The 16,221-nt window shown below is 69.2% G+C and carries 19 protein-coding genes; 5 read left to right on the top strand and 14 right to left on the bottom strand.

Annotated features, from left to right (window positions below):
• Positions 1-56: 56 nt before the first annotated feature.
• From ACIRG5_RS04490 to ACIRG5_RS04480, 3 genes are all read left to right on the top strand, one after another.
• Positions 57-434: a winged helix-turn-helix transcriptional regulator gene (locus ACIRG5_RS04490; RefSeq protein WP_402900017.1), complete on the top strand. Its 378-nt coding sequence runs from the start codon at positions 57-59 to the stop codon at positions 432-434.
• Between the two features lie 293 nt (positions 435-727).
• Positions 728-1,270 (top strand): hypothetical protein, encoded by a 543-nt coding sequence (locus tag ACIRG5_RS04485; RefSeq protein ID WP_402900015.1) that lies wholly within the window; start codon positions 728-730, stop codon positions 1,268-1,270.
• A 220-nt stretch (positions 1,271-1,490) separates the two neighbouring features.
• On the top strand, positions 1,491-2,423 hold the full coding sequence (locus tag ACIRG5_RS04480; RefSeq protein WP_402900012.1) for a hypothetical protein: 933 nt from the start codon (positions 1,491-1,493) through the stop codon (positions 2,421-2,423).
• Positions 2,424-3,014: 591 nt separating this feature from the next.
• On the opposite strand, the gene ACIRG5_RS04475 is transcribed toward ACIRG5_RS04480, so the two are convergent.
• From ACIRG5_RS04475 to ACIRG5_RS04430, 10 genes are all read right to left on the bottom strand, one after another.
• On the bottom strand, positions 3,015-3,350 hold the full coding sequence (locus ACIRG5_RS04475; protein ID WP_402900009.1) for a VOC family protein: 336 nt from the start codon (positions 3,348-3,350) through the stop codon (positions 3,015-3,017).
• 66 nt (positions 3,351-3,416) lie between these two features.
• Positions 3,417-4,208, bottom strand: a complete 792-nt coding sequence (locus ACIRG5_RS04470; protein ID WP_402900006.1) for a hypothetical protein — start codon at positions 4,206-4,208, stop codon at positions 3,417-3,419.
• On the bottom strand, positions 4,208-5,401 hold the full coding sequence (locus tag ACIRG5_RS04465; protein WP_402900003.1) for an RNA polymerase sigma factor: 1,194 nt from the start codon (positions 5,399-5,401) through the stop codon (positions 4,208-4,210). Before ACIRG5_RS04465 ends, ACIRG5_RS04470 begins: the two co-directional genes overlap by 1 nt.
• Positions 5,398-5,769, bottom strand: a complete 372-nt coding sequence (locus ACIRG5_RS04460) for a YciI family protein (protein WP_402900000.1) — start codon at positions 5,767-5,769, stop codon at positions 5,398-5,400. The genes ACIRG5_RS04465 and ACIRG5_RS04460 overlap by 4 nt, the downstream gene beginning before the upstream one ends.
• A gap of 72 nt (positions 5,770-5,841) precedes the next feature.
• Positions 5,842-7,068 carry an ABC transporter permease gene (locus ACIRG5_RS04455; RefSeq protein ID WP_402899997.1) on the bottom strand — a complete coding sequence of 409 codons (1,227 nt, stop codon included), beginning with the start codon at positions 7,066-7,068 and terminating at the stop codon, positions 5,842-5,844.
• A complete protein-coding gene (locus ACIRG5_RS04450; protein WP_402899994.1) occupies positions 7,065-7,739 on the bottom strand; it encodes an ABC transporter ATP-binding protein in 675 nt (224 codons plus the stop codon). Before ACIRG5_RS04450 ends, ACIRG5_RS04455 begins: the two co-directional genes overlap by 4 nt.
• Positions 7,736-8,761 carry a peptidoglycan-binding protein gene (locus ACIRG5_RS04445; protein ID WP_402899991.1) on the bottom strand — a complete coding sequence of 342 codons (1,026 nt, stop codon included), beginning with the start codon at positions 8,759-8,761 and terminating at the stop codon, positions 7,736-7,738. The genes ACIRG5_RS04450 and ACIRG5_RS04445 overlap by 4 nt, the downstream gene beginning before the upstream one ends.
• Entirely contained in the window at positions 8,758-9,282 is a 525-nt protein-coding gene (locus tag ACIRG5_RS04440) for a hypothetical protein (RefSeq protein ID WP_402899988.1), read from the bottom strand. Before ACIRG5_RS04440 ends, ACIRG5_RS04445 begins: the two co-directional genes overlap by 4 nt.
• Before the next feature lie 40 nt (positions 9,283-9,322).
• Positions 9,323-11,008 carry a sensor histidine kinase gene (locus tag ACIRG5_RS04435; protein ID WP_402899985.1) on the bottom strand — a complete coding sequence of 562 codons (1,686 nt, stop codon included), beginning with the start codon at positions 11,006-11,008 and terminating at the stop codon, positions 9,323-9,325.
• The gene (locus tag ACIRG5_RS04430) at positions 11,001-11,681 is read right to left on the bottom strand and encodes a response regulator transcription factor (protein WP_402900904.1); all 681 of its coding nucleotides are present in this window, start codon (positions 11,679-11,681) and stop codon (positions 11,001-11,003) included. Before ACIRG5_RS04430 ends, ACIRG5_RS04435 begins: the two co-directional genes overlap by 8 nt.
• Before the next feature lie 97 nt (positions 11,682-11,778).
• Between ACIRG5_RS04430 and ACIRG5_RS04425 the strand changes: the two genes are divergently transcribed.
• On the top strand, positions 11,779-12,696 hold the full coding sequence (locus ACIRG5_RS04425; protein ID WP_402899983.1) for a trypsin-like serine peptidase: 918 nt from the start codon (positions 11,779-11,781) through the stop codon (positions 12,694-12,696).
• A gap of 144 nt (positions 12,697-12,840) precedes the next feature.
• Here ACIRG5_RS04425 and ACIRG5_RS04420 read toward each other — a convergent pair whose 3' ends face one another.
• The 4 genes from ACIRG5_RS04420 to ACIRG5_RS04405 form a co-directional block, all read right to left on the bottom strand.
• Positions 12,841-13,467, bottom strand: a complete 627-nt coding sequence (locus ACIRG5_RS04420; RefSeq protein WP_402899981.1) for an MsnO8 family LLM class oxidoreductase — start codon at positions 13,465-13,467, stop codon at positions 12,841-12,843.
• An 82-nt stretch (positions 13,468-13,549) separates the two neighbouring features.
• A complete protein-coding gene (locus tag ACIRG5_RS04415; RefSeq protein ID WP_402899978.1) occupies positions 13,550-13,963 on the bottom strand; it encodes a hypothetical protein in 414 nt (137 codons plus the stop codon).
• A 38-nt stretch (positions 13,964-14,001) separates the two neighbouring features.
• On the bottom strand, positions 14,002-14,289 hold the full coding sequence (gene catC / locus ACIRG5_RS04410) for a muconolactone Delta-isomerase (protein WP_330274567.1): 288 nt from the start codon (positions 14,287-14,289) through the stop codon (positions 14,002-14,004).
• Between the two features lie 294 nt (positions 14,290-14,583).
• The gene (locus ACIRG5_RS04405) at positions 14,584-15,090 is read right to left on the bottom strand and encodes a DinB family protein (RefSeq protein ID WP_402899974.1); all 507 of its coding nucleotides are present in this window, start codon (positions 15,088-15,090) and stop codon (positions 14,584-14,586) included.
• A gap of 123 nt (positions 15,091-15,213) precedes the next feature.
• Here ACIRG5_RS04405 and ACIRG5_RS04400 point away from each other — a divergent pair, with 123 nt between their 5' ends.
• Entirely contained in the window at positions 15,214-16,188 is a 975-nt protein-coding gene (locus tag ACIRG5_RS04400; protein ID WP_402899971.1) for a hypothetical protein, read from the top strand.
• The last annotated feature ends 33 nt before the right edge of the window (positions 16,189-16,221 follow it).

Genomic DNA, 16,221 nt, shown 5'->3' with positions numbered 1-16,221 from the left:
TACTCGGTAACCGTAGGAGAGTGAACACTGACCTGGAAGAACGCACTTTTTCGAGAGTGAGGCACCACAAGGTGAGCAAGCAGCTCAGCGGCGATCTGGCCCGCGCGGATTCATTGGCCCGCGAGATCTTCTCCGACATCGCCAACAAGTGGGCGCTGCTGATCGTCGAGACCATCGGCGACTCGACGAAGCGCTTCACCGAGCTCAAGACCGAGGTCGACGGCATCAGCCACAAGATGCTGACCCAGAACCTGCGGCTGCTGGAACGCAACGGCCTCGTGTCGCGCGTCGTGCATCCGACCGTGCCGCCGCGCGTCGACTACACGCTGACGGAGCCGGGGCAGGCGTTGCGGGCGACGGTGGACGCGATGTGCGCCTGGACGACGCGGTACCTGGTGGACATCGAGGAGGCTCGCGGCCGCTTCGATCGTTAGGAGCGCTACCCGTTCTGTGTCAGGGCATCGCGAGCTTGGGCCCGGCCGCCGCCGTACCGTCTTGAGACGCCGTATCCCGCCGGTGGGTTGCCTTCACGAGGCGAACCTCACGACATTCACTATGGGGCTAGTGAAAGTTGCTACCTTGCTGTGGTGGCAGCGAAAGGAGGTGGCCGTGCACACGCGAAGGCATCCTGAGTCCGAGCTTCCGGTCCTCGCCGAAGGTGTGGGCAGGAGCCACCGTACGAGCTGGGCGCTGGGGCGGACGTTCCTGGGGATCCCGAACAACCGGGTTGTCGCCCCTGGAGCAGGACCAGCCGTTCTGTCGCGGCCTCGCGGTGTGCGGACTGGTGCGCCTCGCCGCGGCCATGAACGACCGCTGGTTCATCGATCGGGTCGAGGAAGCGTTCGGGTGGCAGGCCTTTGTGGACTGCGAGGCGCAGATCAGCACCGTGTCCGCGGGCGCCCGCGTCCGGGTGGCCATCGCGCCGCCGCCGGGCCGGCTGCTTCTCCTGGGTGAGCTGGTGACCGACCTCGATGCGCCGGCTCGTGAACCGGTGCGAGGTGTACGACCCCATGCGCGTGATCGACGACGGCCGAGTCCGGTTCACGGCGACATCGAGAAGTCCTCGCGCGGCATCGCATCCTGGTCGACAATGCCGTCGACGAGTCCGCTGTGGAGGGAAAGCTCGTCCGCTCGACTCACACCCCGGCGCGAGTCCATGGTCCGCGAAGGTCGAGTGGTGCCGCGGAGATGGTGCGGCACAGCGCTTCGTCGTGTCCGAATCCGCTTCCCGGTAACGGTGACCGGAGTGCTTGGCCTGCGGGCCGAGTAGTCCTGGACGTCACCTCGTGCTCTGCCAGGCGGTCCCGCACGACCGGACACAGAGGCGTGCGCAGGGCGTCGTCATCTCCCGTCCACTGATTTCCGGACACCACGCGCACACCTGTTGATCTCATTCGTGCGGTGGGCATCTGGAATCACTCGGCTGCCTCGATCAACAGATGGCGCAACTCGTTGCGAAGAGTTCCTTCTTGTTCGGTTGGATAGGATCAATGGTCATTTCGGATGATGCGAATCTGCTCTCCCGAGAAGTAACCCTGAATCTGGTCACGCAGCGGCTGCCGAAGCAGCTGCCGAAGCGGCGTGGCCGGATCAGGTGGGCCGTTTCGGCGGGACTGGTGACCGCGCTGGTCGCGGTCCTCGTCGTGGCGTTTCAGGCCGGCTCGGACGACTGGCGCACCGACTGCACCGAGTTCACGCCGGTTGCGGATGTGGTGCCCGCCTTGGAGAAGGCGCGCCAGGCGCTTTTGAGCGTCGGACATGAGCCAGTGCTTTCGATGGAGATCGTCGACCTGGACACCTGTGCGACGGCCGTGTCCTGGAAAGGCGACCTTGCTCAACCCACTGCCTCGGTGGTGAAACTGCTCATCGTGCTGGACTTGTTGCAGAGAACCTCCACTAACTCCGGTGCTGTGGAGAACGACGTCATCGCGATGCTCACTCGTAGCGATGACGGCGTGGCGAGCCGGTTGTGGCAGGAGGGCGGAGGGTCGGCGATCGTCACTCGCCAGGTCAAGGCGCTCAACCTGCGCAACACGCGGCCGCCGGCGGCCGCGGGGCAATGGGGGAGCACGGTGATGTCGGCCTCGGACATCTCGGCCGTCTACCGCCACATCGCCGGTGCCCTCGAGGCTGAGGACCGTGAACTGCTGACGTCGGCGATGGCCGAGGCGCCGCGCGCCGCAGCAGACGGATTCGACCAGCACTTCGGCATTCCCAGCGGCCTGCCGGGCGCAACGTGGGCGATCAAGCAGGGCTGGGGCAGCTCAGGCGGCCGCCGTGTGCTCAACAGCACGGGGTTGGTCAAGTTCGGCGACACCTATGCCGTGACACTGATGAGCTCTTGGCGCCAGGACGCCGACTGGGCGACGGCGAGCGCCGCGCTGACCAAAGCCACCAACGCCCTCCGCGGCACCATGCGCTAGTTCCGCCGCACAGCCGATCTTGTCGCGGCGCCGGTCGGCAGGGTGGCCAGATGATCCACTTAGGACATGGCTTGTCGGGTGGAGGATGCTCCGAATTCTGGTTGCCCCGCAAGGGCGACGGTCGTGAGGTTTGTAACGATCCCGGTGATGATGCACAGCTGGAATCCCGGCCAGAAGAGGACTTCCGAAATGAAAGCAGTACGCGACGCCTCCGGCGTGGCTTCGCGGTGAGTGCCGTGACGCTGGCCGCCCACGAGTTCGGCCAGCCGCGCCTCGATCTCGGCGATGATCCTGCGGGTGACGTAGCCGAGGTGTTCCGGCTCGTCGATGAATGTGCCGACGACCTGCTTGTGCTGGCCGGAACGCTCGGACAGCTCGCTCGCGTGCCGGTGTCGGCGATGCAGGCCATTACGGCGCCGTGGCGGGGCGCAGGTGCTCGTGCCCCTCCTCGGTCAGCCGGGCGAAGAGTTCCTTCTGGAAGCCCGAGAGCAGGTGCGCGGACAGGAAGCCGGCGCCTGGCACGAGGACCGGCCCGGCGGCGGCCGAGTCCGAAGAGGACGGACGAACTCGGCACGCCTCGCTGGGCAGGAGTCAGGCCCGCGGCTCGTACAGGCTGAACGGGGTGCCCTGGTCGTCCGAGCAGTGGGCGATGCGGCCGACGTCCGGTACGGTCTGCACGTCGTCGCTCTTGCCGCCGAGGTCGGCGACCCTGCGCACGGACTCGTCGATGTCCTTGGTGTGGAAGTAGATCCGCGGCTGGGTGAGCTGGGCGTCTTTGACCGCGATCGCGCCGGACGCGCCGTTCGTGATGAAGTGGTAGTCCTCGCCCATCTGGCTGGTTTCCCAGCCGAACACGCCCGCGTAGAAGGCCCTTGCCCGCGTGGTGTCCTCGGCGGGCAGCTCGAACCAGTTGACCTGTCCGGACATGTCGATCGCTCCTTCGGTTGTCGGGACTGACGAGCGAAGGACGAGCGAGCGGGGCCGAACTCGACATCAGCCGCGAAGAATTTCGAGACCGCTTTCGTAGTGGTCGAGTGCGGCGCCGACGGCAGCCGCGACGGTGACCTCGAAGATCTCGTCCTCGGTGTGGTCCTGCCCGAGGCGGGTGATGTCCTCGTCGGTGAGGCGGTAGGAGGCGGTGCGAACCGTTGCCGCGTAGGAACCCCAGGTGTCACCGGCCGCTGCCGCCTGCCTGAGCTCGGGTGTCGTGCGGGCAGGAGCCTCCAGCACGGCATGGCGGAGTTCAGCGGGGGAGCCGGAACCGGGGCCGGTGAGGAAGCGCGGGAACCGGTAGCCGAACCGGTGCAGCGACCGCGTGCCCGACTCCAGCTGGCCCGGCAGCAGCGCGAACCCGAACGCGTTGGCGAGCCTGTTCACCACCTGCCAGATCAGGCTGACGTTCAACGCGTCGACCATCGCGTCGGCAGGTACGTCTGCCGAAAGCGTCAGGTCCTCCAGGAACGCGAGCGCCGCAACGAGTTCCGGGCGCAACGGCGAAGGATCACCGGCGATCTTGACCAGTTCGGTGTGCGTGACGACGCAGTACGGGCACTGCAATCGTTCGGCCGTGCGTTGTGCCATGTACTCGCGTTCGCCCGCCGTCCAGAACGACGGCCCGCGCATCGCTTCGGCGCTCATGTCGAGGAACACCGCGCCGAAGAAGTCCGGGCGGTACAACAGGGTCTTCGGCACGTCGGTCATCGGGACACGCGACACCAGCCCGGTCAGACCGAAGAACATCCGGGCCGGCAGCCGGTGGCCGTGGTCGAGCACGTGCAGCCGCATCAGGAGACCTCCAGGGAACGCAGGCGGGCGGCGAGGAACCGGCGATCGGCCGGGGTGACCGCCAGGTCGTGGGCGAGCCGGTACGCGGCAACGGCTTCGGAGCGCCGGTCCAGGCGCCGCAGCAGGTCGGCGCGGGCGGAGTGCAGCAGGTGGTAGGAGTCCAGGCCGCTGATCCCGTCGATCAACGAGAGACCGGCGGCCGGGCCGTCGACCATTGCGACGGCGACCGCGTGGTTGAGTTCGATCACCGGAGTCGGTGCCACCGCGAGGAGTTCGGTGTACAGGGCCGCCACGCGTGCCCAGTCGACCGGGTCCTGCACGTGCAGGGCGGCGATCACGGCGTGCAGCACGTACGGGCCTGGCGAGCCGAACCGCAGCGCCCGGTCGAGCAGCGCCATGCCCTCCGAGATCTCCTCGGCGTTCCAGAGCGAACGGTCCTGGTCCTCGAACAGCACGAGGTCACCGTCGGAAGAGATCCGGGCCGCGCTGCGCGAGTTGTGCAGCAGCATCAACGCCACCAGGCCGTGCGCCTCCGGTTCGTCGGGCATCAGCGTCGCGACGAGTTTGCCGAGCCGCAACGCTTCGAGCCGCAGTGAGGCGTCCGCGGTCGTGTAGCCGCGCGTGAAGATCAGGTAGAGCACCCCGAGCACGCCCTGCAGCCGTTCGGGCAGCAGGTGGTCGGCGGGCACCTCGAACGTGATGCCGGCGTCGCGGATCTTGCGCTTGGCCCTGACCAGCCGCTGGGCCAGCGCGGGCTCGGCGACGAGGAACGTCCGCGCGATCTGCGCCGCCGTGAATCCCGCTACCGCCTGGAGTGTGAGCGCTGACCGCGCGTCCTCCCCCAGAGCGGGATGGCAGCAGGTGAAGATCAGACTCAGGCGTTCGTCGCCGAGGTCGACGAGCTGCTTCTCGGTCATCGCGACCGGCTCGGGCACGGACGGCAGCCTGGCGCGGGCCATCTTGGCGTGCCGGATCCGGTCCAGGGCGTGGTTGCGGGCGACGGTGAGCAGCCAGGCGAACGGATCGTCCGGAACTTGTGAACGTGGCCATTTCCGCAACGCCTGCGAGCACGCCTCCTGCAGCGCGTCCTCGGCCAGTTCGAAGTCGCCCAGCGCCCGCACCAGCGCCGCCAGCATCCGGCTCCGGTGCTCGCGGTACACCCGTTCGACCGCGGCCGACGCGAGGTCGCTCATGTCACCCCGTGGTTGAGGCCGGGGATGTGGTCGACGGGGCGCACCTCGATCGTCGCGCCGAAGTGCGCCTGCGGGATCATCTCCGCCAGCTCGAGCGCCTCGTCCAGGTCGCGGCAGTCGAGCAGGTAGTACCCGCCGAGGTGTTCGTGGGTCTCCGCGAACGGGCCGTCGGTGAGCAGCGCCTTGCCGTCCCGCACCCGCACCGTGGTCGCGGTGGCGACGGGTTTCAGCGGGTCACCGGACACGAACGCGTTCCGGCGCCGGCACTCGTCGGCGAACGCGTTGACCCGCGTGAGGATCTCCTCGAACCTCGGGTCACCGGGGTGCGGCCGGTCCTCGCAGTTGTAGATGAGGAACATGTAGTGCATGCGTGCCCTCCAGTCGTCGTTCCGAGGACGAACGAGATCCCTGGAAGTCGACATTCGAGCACGAGGTGTTTCTCACGGCGCGGCGAGCGCCTCCGTCGGGGTGAGGCGCGACGCCCGCACGGCCGGATAGACCCCGGCGACCACGCCCGTCGCGACCGCCGCGCCGAGCCCGGCGAGGACCATCTCGATCGGGATCACCGCGGGCCAGTTGTGCGCGAACGCGTAGCCGGCCGTCCCCGTCAGCCCCAACAACACGCCGGCCACACCGCCGAGCAGGCACAGCACGACCGACTCCGTGAGGAACTGCGTCCTGATCTGACCGCGGTTCGCGCCCAACGCCCGGCGCAGCCCGATCTCGCGCCTGCGTTCCAGCACGGAGATCACCATCGTGTTCGCGACCCCGATGCCGCCGACCAGCAACGCCACCCCGGCGAGGCCCAGCATCAGCGCCGAGAAGGTGTTCTCGGTGAGCCGCTTGGCCGTGAGCGCGTCGGACGGGCGGCTGACCCGCACCTGCGACGGCTGCTCCGGGTGGACGGTCTGGGGCAGCACCGCCCGCACGTCGTCGATCGACGGCTCCTGCGCCCTGAGGTAGAGCACGGTGGGCCGCTGGTCGAAGCCGAGGTCCTTCGCCGACTCCCAGCCGACCAGCGCCGACCGTTCGATCTCCGGCGCGAGCGGCAGGGGAGCGAGGATCCCGATCACCGTGAACCACGTGTCGTTGATCCTGACCTGGGTGTCCGGGGCGGTGATGCCGAGCCTGGCCGCGGCGATGTCGCCCAGCACGACGGCCGGGAACTTTGAGGTGGTCTCGTTGAGGAACGTGCCGGTCCGGACCTGGCCGTTGAGCGTGTCCAGGAGGTTGAGCTTCGAGGCCAGCACGGTCAGCCCGGACGTCTCCGAGTCCGGGATCCGGTCGGAACGGCGGATCACGGCGTGCGTGTTCGCGACCGCGCTGACCTGGTCGGCCGGTCCGATGCGCTCGACCATCGCGACGGAGTCCGGTGGCAGTGACGCGGCCTCGTTGCCGGTGCCGGTGGCGGCCTCGGCCCGCAGCAGGTTGGTGCCCAGCGCGGCGAACTCCTCCATCAGCGCGGCGCGGCTCGACGCCGGGATGCCGGTGACCACGACGAGCGTGGCGATGCCGATGGAGATGCCGAGCGCGGACAGCACGGCCCGCATCGGCCTGGTCCGCAACGGCGACAGGCCGAGCAGCAGGAGATCGGCCAGGCTGAGCCGGGTGGGTTCGACGTCACGAGGGTTCGCGGACTTGGCTCGGCGTGCGATGTGAACGCTCACGCTGTCACCTTCGCGCGGATGCGGCCGTCCCTGATCTCCACCTGGCGCGGCAGCCTCGCCGCCACCTCCCGGTCGTGGGTGATCACCGCGAGCGTCGTGCCCTCGCTGTTCAGGTCGAGCAGCAGGTCCAGCACCGCACGCCCGGTCGTCGTGTCCAGCGCACCTGTCGGTTCGTCGGCCAGCACCAGCGCGGGCCGGTTCACCACCGCACGCGCGATGGCGACGCGTTGACGTTCACCTCCGGACAGCTCGTGCGGCCGGTGCCGAAGTCGATGGCCCAGCCCCACGCGGATCAGCGCCTCGGTCGCCATCGCGGCGCGCCACTTGCGCGGGGTGCCCGCGTAGAGCAGGCCGGTCGCGACGTTGTCGATGGCCGTGAGGCCGTCCGCGAGGTGGAACTGCTGGAACACGAACCCGATCCGCCGCCCGCGCAACGCCGACAGCTGCCGGTCCGACAGCGTGGAGATGTCGTGCCCGTCCAGCCTCACCGTGCCGCTGGACGGGCGGTCCAGCGTGCCGAGCAGGTTGAGCAACGTCGACTTGCCCGAACCCGACGGGCCGACGATCGCGACGGCCTCACCTTCGTGCAGCGTCAGGGAAACACCGTCGAGAGCGCGCACACCGCCCGCGTACTCCTTGACGGCGTCCAGGACCTGGAGAACCGGGGTCACGACGTCGTCACCACCCGCATGCCCTCGCTGAGGCCACCGCCGCTGATCTCGACCAGCCCGCCCGCGAACAGGCCGGTCTTCACCGCGACGAGCCCGCCTTCCTCGGTCTGAACCGCGTACCCGCCCTCGCGCAACGCCAGCAGCGCGGTCACCGGCACGGCCAGCACGCCCTGGCGCGCGGTGCTGGTCAGCCGGATCCGCACCGGGCCCGAGTCGAACTCGCCGACCTCGGCGTCGAGACCGATGTCCACGGCGATCACCGGGGTCTCCTCGCCGTTGCCGTTCTTCTCCGACTTGGCGTCGGTGCTGACCGACCGCACTGTTCCGGCGGTCTCGGTGCCGTTGGGCAGCACGACGGTGACCTTCAGGTCCTTTTTGAACACTTCGGCCTGCCGTGCGTCGACGGAGGCGTCCACGGCCTTGCCGGTCGCGGTCACGCTCATCAGCGGGCCCTCGCCGGACGCCGACAGCTTCGCGGTGACCGACTCGACGCGCACCTTGCCCGGCAGGACGACGACGTCACCGGGATCCAGCGCACCGCTCTCCTCGACCTTCTCGGCCTTCTGCCACCGCTTGACCGCGTCGATCGTGGCCTGCGTCAGTTCGTCCGGGGCCCCGCCGAGCTTGTAGCCGAGAGCGCCCAGGTTGTCCTTCACGATCTTCACGTCCGGGCCCTTGATGCCGGCCTTGTCGAGCTTGCGCCACAACGGGGTGTCACCGAAGAACAACCACACCGGGCGGTTGTCCACTTTGTACGCGGCGGCGCCGCGATCGACGGTCGCGCCGGGGGCGGGGAGCCAGGTGAGCGTGCCCGCCCGCCGTCCCGTCACCTCCTGCGAGGCACCGAAACCGAGGGTGGCCTTGAACTCCCGGACGTCGGTCAGGTCGGTCTTCACCACGGCGACGGTCTGCGGTGCCGGTGGTGGCGCGGACCTGGCGGGCGCGCGGCGCGTCCAGGTGAGCGCCAACACCCCGCTGACCAGTACGAGAGCGGCGACGCCCGCGATGATCCACCGCTTCACCTACGTCCTCCGCCGAACACTTCCTGCTCGCAGTCCTCCTCGATCTTGCGGCGCTGGTCCTCCGGCAGGGTCTGCTCGCCGTCGTAGGTCCAGCTGCCGGGCTCGGTCTCGATGACCTTCATGCCACGGCTGTTGAGGCACTGGACGTTCTTGTGCCAGTTGTCCGCGAAGGTCGGGTTCTTCGAGTCCATCTCCCACGGCGGCAGCGGCCACTTCTTCGCGCACGCCTTCCACGCCTCCTCGCTGTACTGCCTGCGGGTGGGGATGTCACCCTTCGCGTTCGGGTCCTTCTCGGCCAGGCAGGCGGTGTGAGCGTCGCGCAACCGCTGCTTCTCCTCCTCGGTCATGTCCATGCGCAACCGCGGCTGCTCACCGTCGTTCGGTGTGGCGGCGGTGGAGGACGAGGGCGTGCCGGCTCCGGAGGACTGCAGGGACGCGACGTTCGAGGACGACGGAGGCGCGGCTTGGGCGCACGCGGAGAGCAGCAGCACGGCGGCGCCGATCAACAGCCTGGGATTCATGGCGGCGATGCTGCCGGGCGGTTGTGAGGAGAATATGCGCTCAGCGTGCCGGCAGCGTGATCGTGAACGTCGTCCCGCGTCCGACCGCGCTGTCCACGGTGATCGTGCCACCGTGAGCGCTCACAATCGCGTGCACGATCGCCAGGCCGAGCCCGCTGCCGCCGGTGTCGCGGGTGCGCGAGCGGTCCGCGCGCCAGAACCGGTCGAACACGTGCGGCAGGTCCTCGGCGGAGATGCCGGAACCCGTGTCGCTCACGGTGATTCGGCCATCTCGTGCCGCGAGGCGGACCATGCCGGTCGAAGGCGTGTAGCGGAAGGCGTTCGTGACGAGGTTCGTGAGCACTTGCCGCAACCGCACCGGATCCGCGTGCACCACCCCGCCACCCTCCGCGATCAGCCCGGGATGTGCGGCGACGAGCTGGTCGAACAGGTCCCGCAGGTCGACGGGCTCGGGATGCAGCCGCAACTCGCCGGCGTCGGCCAGCGCGAGGTCCTGCAGGTCGTCGATGAGCCGCTGCAGCACCAGGGCCTCGTCGAGCAACGACGTGAGCGTCGGGCGGTCCAGCTCGACCATGCCGTCGCGGGCGCCCTCCAGCCAGCTGCGGATCGTGCCGAGCGGGTTGCGCAGCTCGTGCGAGATGTCGCTGGTCATGGCCTTGCGCTGAGCGTCGGTGCGGGCCCGGTGCGCGGCCATGTCGTTGAACGCCCGTGCGAGCTGGCCGATCTCGCTGCGGGACCGGATGTCGACCTGGGCGTCGTCGCCGTGCCGCAACCGTTCGGCGGCGGCTGTGAGCGTGCGCAGCGGCCTGGTCATGCGCAGTGCGACGACCACGCTGACCCCGACCGTCAGGACCAGCACGATCGCGGCGACCAGCACGATCCGGCCGACGTCGAACTTCACGACGGTCGCCTGGGTCGTTCTGCCGGCGGGGTCGGTGACGAACAGGAGCGCGGGCGGCGCCACGTAGGGCCGCAGCTGGGTCCGGCGTGCGTTCACCAGGCACTCGGTGTTCGTGGCGGTGGGCTGCCACGACGCGTTCATCTTGATCCGCTCGGCGGGCAGGCCGCGCTGCTTCAGGCAGTCGTTGACGAGGAGGTCGAGCTCGTTGAACGCCGCGGACTCCCCGAGGGTGAGCGTGGTCAACCGGGTCTGGATCTCGGTGCAGGACGGCGTGGCCGGGGCGGCGGTCGTCCTGTCCACGTTCACGATCGGACGGCCCCAGGCGGTCGTCGGCGTCGTCTCCGCCTGCGCCGCCTCGTCCGGATTCCGGCAGCGCGTCCGGTAGATCTCCGCGTCCTGGGCCAGGCTGCCCTTCTCGCGGTCGGTGAGCTGGAACGGGCCGGCGATCCTGGCGTCGACCCGGTCGGCGGGGGAGTCCGGTGCCTGCGCGAGGTCGAGCTCCAGCGGGTCGATCACCGCGGACGGCACGGCGGGCAGCTGGCCCGGGTCGAGGTTCGTGCCGGTGTCGGAGATGACCTTGCGATCGGCCGTGGCGAGGATCAGCCGGCCCTTGCCGGGCTTGAGCGCGATGCCGTTCCAGTCGCGGTGCTCGACGGCGAACGTGACCAGCTCCCGGTACGTGGCGGCGTCCCCCGCCAGCGCGTCGCCGAGCTCCTGCCTGATCGACGTCGACGTGCTCTGGGCGGCGAGCCACGCGGTCGCGGTGATCGAGCAGAGCGCGACGAGCACCGACGCGGCCAGCAGCCGCGCCAGGACGCTATGCACCGGACCCGTCCACCAGCTTGTAGCCGACGCCGTGCACGGTCAGCAGGTACGCGGGCCTGCGCGGCAGGACCTCGATCTTCTTGCGCAGGTTCATGACGTGGGCGTCGATGGTGCGGGAGGTGATGTACCCGTCGAGTCCGTGCACCGCGCTGAGCAACTGCGCGCGGCTGAACACCCTGCCGGGGCTCGCCGCCATCGTGTGCAGGATCCGGAACTCCGACGCGGTGCACTCGGCCGCGTCGCCGCGCACCCGCACCTCGTGGCGGTCGGGATCGATGACGAGGTCACCGAGCGCGATGTCGTTCGCGGCCGTGCGCTGGACGCGCCTGAGCAACGTGCGCACGCGGGCCATCAGTTCGCGCGGGCTGTAGGGCTTGGTGACGTAGTCGTCGGCGCCGAGGTCGAGCCCGTGCAGCAGATCGTCCTCAGTGGACTTCGCGGTGAGCATGAGCACCGGGATCTCGGTCTCGTTGCGCAACGTCCGCACGACTTCGAGCCCGTCGACCTTCGGCATCATCACGTCGAGGATGAGCAGATCCGGCGGGTCGCGGCGGATCTCGTCGAGCGCCGCGGATCCGTCGTGGACGATCCGCACCCGGTAGCCCTCCTGGCGCAGGTATCTCCCGAGCATGTCGGCCTGCATCACGTTGTCCTCGGCCACCAGCACGCACATGCCCATGCGTCGCAACATAGTCACTCGTGCCGCCGCCGCACGGGATGAGGACTCGTTCCGCACAGGATCCTCACAACTGACTGCCACGGTCGGCCGCATGCGAATACTCAGCGTGGTCGCGTTGCTGCTCCTCGGTGTGCCGGGCCTGGCGGCGGCTTCTCCTTCCGGCTCCGACGTGGTCGTGCACGATCTCGACACGGACGGTGTGGCGGCCTACTGGACACCGGAACGGATCGCGGCGATGCCGACCGGGCCGTCCGCACCACCCGGAACGCCCGCCGTCGACGATCCGACCGGTGCACCGGCCCCGAACAGCAGGTCCATCGGCCGCCTGTTCTTCGTCGACCGCGACGGCGAGGACTCGAGTTGCACGGCGACCGTCGTGGTGAGCGTTAACAGGCGCACGGCGGTGACCGGCGGGCACTGTGTCCACACGGCGAACCTGATCGGCCAGGACCCCCGGTGGCACTCCAAGATGCTCTTCGTGCCGGGGTTCCGCGACGGCGCCCGGCCGTTCGGTGAGTTCGTGGTGCGCAAGGCGATCGTGAACAGGACCTGGATCACCGACGACCAGCAGTCCGAGCACGACCAGGCGTTCCTGGTGCTGGACAAGCCGTCCGGCGCGAGCGAGAACATCGCCTTCGACCGGCCCGCCGACCGGTTCGCACGGGAGTACGGCTACCCGCGCGCCGCCGGGCAGCCCGGCCACCAGGGCAGGCCGGAGTTCACCGGTCAGCGGCTGGCGCAGTGCTGGGGTACGCCTGTCCACAACCCCGGCCATCCCGAGCAGCAGGCGGACGAGAACCAGTGGGGCGTGCCGTGCGACATGGGCGGCGGCTCCAGCGGCGGGCCGAGGATCAGCGACAACGCCGTTGTGGGCGTGAACATCCAGAGCTTCCATCTGGACGCGAACGGTCGGTGGGTCCCGCCCGGTGAGGGCGTGCGGCACCTCGGCGGGGCCCGGTTCAGCAGGAGGATCACGGCTCCGCTGTATCAGCGGGCGCAGCGAGGCTAGCCGGAGCGGCCGCGATCCTCACCCGGCAGTCTTGAGCTCGCCGGCGATGGCGGCGATCAGCTCATAACTCCGGCGCCGGTCTCGTCGAGCACCGCCTGGAGCTTGCGCGCGATCGTCGCGGGGCCACCGACGAGGACGCGGCCGTCATCGGGGAGCGTGGCCGCGTCCTCCGGGCTGGGCAACAGGATCCGGTTGCCTTCCTGCCTGCCGCGCACCTTCGTCCTGATCGGCCCGGCGAGCCACTCGGCCCGTCGATCGTCCTCGGCGCAGAACACCGAGACGCTGACCAGGTCCGCCGCGCAGGTCAGCTCCGGGCTGAGGTGCCGAGCGAACGCGAGCGGCACGCCCAGTTCGGCGGCCAGCGTCACCGTGCTCGGAGACGAGCCCAGCAACCACAGTTCCGGCAGGTTGCCGCCCTCGACCGGCAGCCTGCAGGTCTCGCAGTTGATCGCGGTACGGCCGATCGGTGCGGCGCAAGGCTGAGACCACAGACGGCGGACCGCCCGGTGCACGGCCGACGCCGAGGTCGATCCGGCCGGGATGCAGGGCCGCGAGCGTGCCGAACTGCTCGGCCACCACGAGCGGCGGGTGGTTGGGCAGCAGGACACCGCCGGAACCCACGCGCAGGCGGGACGTCACGGTCGCCAGGTGCGCGACGAGCACGGCCGGTGCGGAACTGGCGACCCCTCGCATGCCGTGGTGCTCCGGCACCCAGTACCGGTGACACCCCAGCTCTTCCGCCAGTTCCGCGAGATCGACCGTGTCGCGCAACGCTTCGCGCGGCGTCGACCCTGCACGATCGGTGACGTGTCCAGCACCGACAACCGCAACCCCATGCCCTGGAGGTTACGGCTCAGCAGCGTTCGTCGGTCTGTCCCCAGTAGACGTTGCCGTCGCCCCACACCTCGCCGTACGCACGCGTGCACTTGGTGAGCGTGTTGGTGCCCTTGGACCAGACGTCCTGCTTGTTGGTCCCGTTGACGTTGCTGTTGAAGTCACGCGAACCGTTCACGACCATGGCGGCGCTGGAGCTGAAGCTGCCGGGCTGCGCGGCGTAGGAGTCCCACACGTAGGTGTAGGCCCAGTTCTTGCCGCAGCCCTTGAACTGCTTCACCGAGGCGATGATCGTGCCGTTCTTCTTCACGTACCCGGTGGAGCCGATCTGCACGGTGCCGGCGCATCCGGGGGCCGACTCGGCCTGGGCCGTGCCGACGGAGGCGAGCGCCGTCAGCGCCACGGCGGGCAGGAGCAACATCACTTTGCGCATGCCCCCACGGTGCCGCGGGCCGGTTAGTCAGCGGTAAATCACGGTTGTGCCGCCAGATCGGAGGGATGAGTCGCCAGCGGTGTCACCTCGACCCGCATGTACTCCCACAGCGGCAACGAGGACAGGAACGCGTGCAACTCGTCGTTGGACGGCACGTCGAAGACGCTGATGTTGCTGTACTGGCCTACGACGCGCCACAGATGCGGCCACACGCCCAGCTTCTGCAGTTCCAACGCCCGGTCCTTCTCGGCTCGGACCAACTCGGCGCGATCGTTGGGGTCCATGTCGTGGGGCAGGGAAACGTCCATCCGCACGTGGAAGAGCACGGTCACCTCCTGGGGTCGTGACGGGGAATACCCGCCACGACCGGGAGCTGAACCGCCTTGGGTGGAGAGCGGTGGCCCAGGGACGGCAGCTGGAGTTGCTGGTCGCACTCCGTGACAGCGACGTGCGCGCACTGGCGTTGCGCGCGTACGGACTGTCGCCTGCGTGTTGCGGATCGGCCTGGACGCGCCGGAGGCGTTGCACCCGGCGGAGATCTCGGCGTGGCCGCCGCGTCCGGTTTGGACGACGAACTGGCTGATCTGCTCGCCGCGCGACCCGGCCGTGGCGGCGGAACCTCATGCCCCTGTGACGCCGTCGATGCCCTCGCGCAGGAAGTCCGCGTGGCCGTTGTGCCGGGCGTACTCGTGGCAGAGGTGGTTCATCACCAGCCGCAACGACACCTGCTCCTCCCAGCGCGGCTGATAGCCCGTGACGTCGAGCGACTCGGCCTCGCGCTCGATCCGGCGGGAGTGCTCGACCTCGGCCTGCCACGCCTCGAACGCCTCTGACCGCGTGGACTTCGAGGCGTCGTACGCCACCTGGTAGTCACCCGTGTCCGACCACACCAGCGGGATGTCCTCGCCGTTGATGACCTTGCGGAACCAGGTGCGCTCCACTTCGGCCATGTGCCGGACGAGGCTGAGCAACGTGAGCGTGGACGGCGGCATCGAGCGGCGGCGCAGGTCGTCGTCGGACAGGCCGTCGCACTTCATCGCGAGCGTGGCGCGGTGGAAGTCGAGGAACGCGCGCAGGGTCTCGCGTTCGCCCGCCTGCATCGGCGGGCTGGGGCGGTCGGTGGTCACGGCGTCAGTTTGAGCACAAAGAGGGTCTCGCGCATCCGGATTTGGTGTATGTGTTGTCACGTCGTCTACGTGGTTCTGGGGGAATCAATGATGCGTCGATCAGCGCTTGTCGCTGCAATTGGCTTGGCGTGCACGGCTTTCACGGCACCGGCGGCGGTGGCGGCCGCCGATCAGGCAGCCTGCGAGTGGGTCGTGTCGAACGTGCCGGTGCCGTCCGGCTACGACGTCCGCTTCACGACGGTGAAGGGCACGGACAGCAACGGCAACTACTCGGGCAACGCGCTCCGGCAGGGCTCGACGGACAACTCGTACGACGCCGTGATCTGGACCGGCGGACAGCCGAGGGTGCTCCGCGAGGTGGAGAACCTCAAGAACCTGCACGTGTCCGACGAGAATCGCTCGGGCACCGTGCTGCTGTTCGGCCGATTCCCGGACCGTGCGGCGGTGTTGCTGTACTCCGGCGCGCACGAGGCCACCGGCACGATCACCGAGCTCCCCGCTCCGGAGGGCTACCGGCTCGACCCCGCCGTCGCGCTCAACGAACGCGGCGACGTGCTGGGCGGCGCCACGCGGATCTCCGATGGCGAGGGAGTGACGGTCCTGTGGACCGCGACCGGGACCGCGCCCCAGATCATCGAACGGTCCGTCGGCCTGGTTCAGGACCTGGACGACGACGGCACGGTGCTGCTGCGCCACCCGACCGGCAACGGTGGACTCTTGTGGCGCAACGGTGTCGTGACGCCCCTTGAGCACCAGGGCAAGCCGCAGTACGTCCAGGCGATCCGGGGCGGCAAGGTGGTCGGCTACCAGCTCGAGGGCGGCTGGCCGAACGCGCAGGCCCTGCTGTGGGACGGCAACGGTGTGGTGAAGCGCATCGCGGGCGCCGCGTCCGCGTACACGATCACCGGAGGCGGTCTGGTCACCGGTCAGCGGTCGTCGCTGACGGGCAAGGCGGCGATCTGGCGCGACACCACCTTCAAGACCGAGTTGCCGCTGCCGAGCGGGGTTTCCGGTGTGTCGGAGATGTTCGTGGCGGGTGACGACGAAACGCTCTTCAGCAAGTCGGGTTCCGGCCCCCTGCGCTGGACCTGCGAGTAACTCCGTGTGAGGCGCCACATCACCGCTTTCTCC

The sequence above is a fragment of the Lentzea sp. NPDC102401 genome, from assembly GCF_044765805.1.
Classification (GTDB): domain Bacteria; phylum Actinomycetota; class Actinomycetes; order Mycobacteriales; family Pseudonocardiaceae; genus Lentzea; species Lentzea sokolovensis.
The sequence above is the reverse complement of the archived record's forward strand: the minus strand, read 5'-3'. Positions and strand labels throughout refer to the sequence as shown.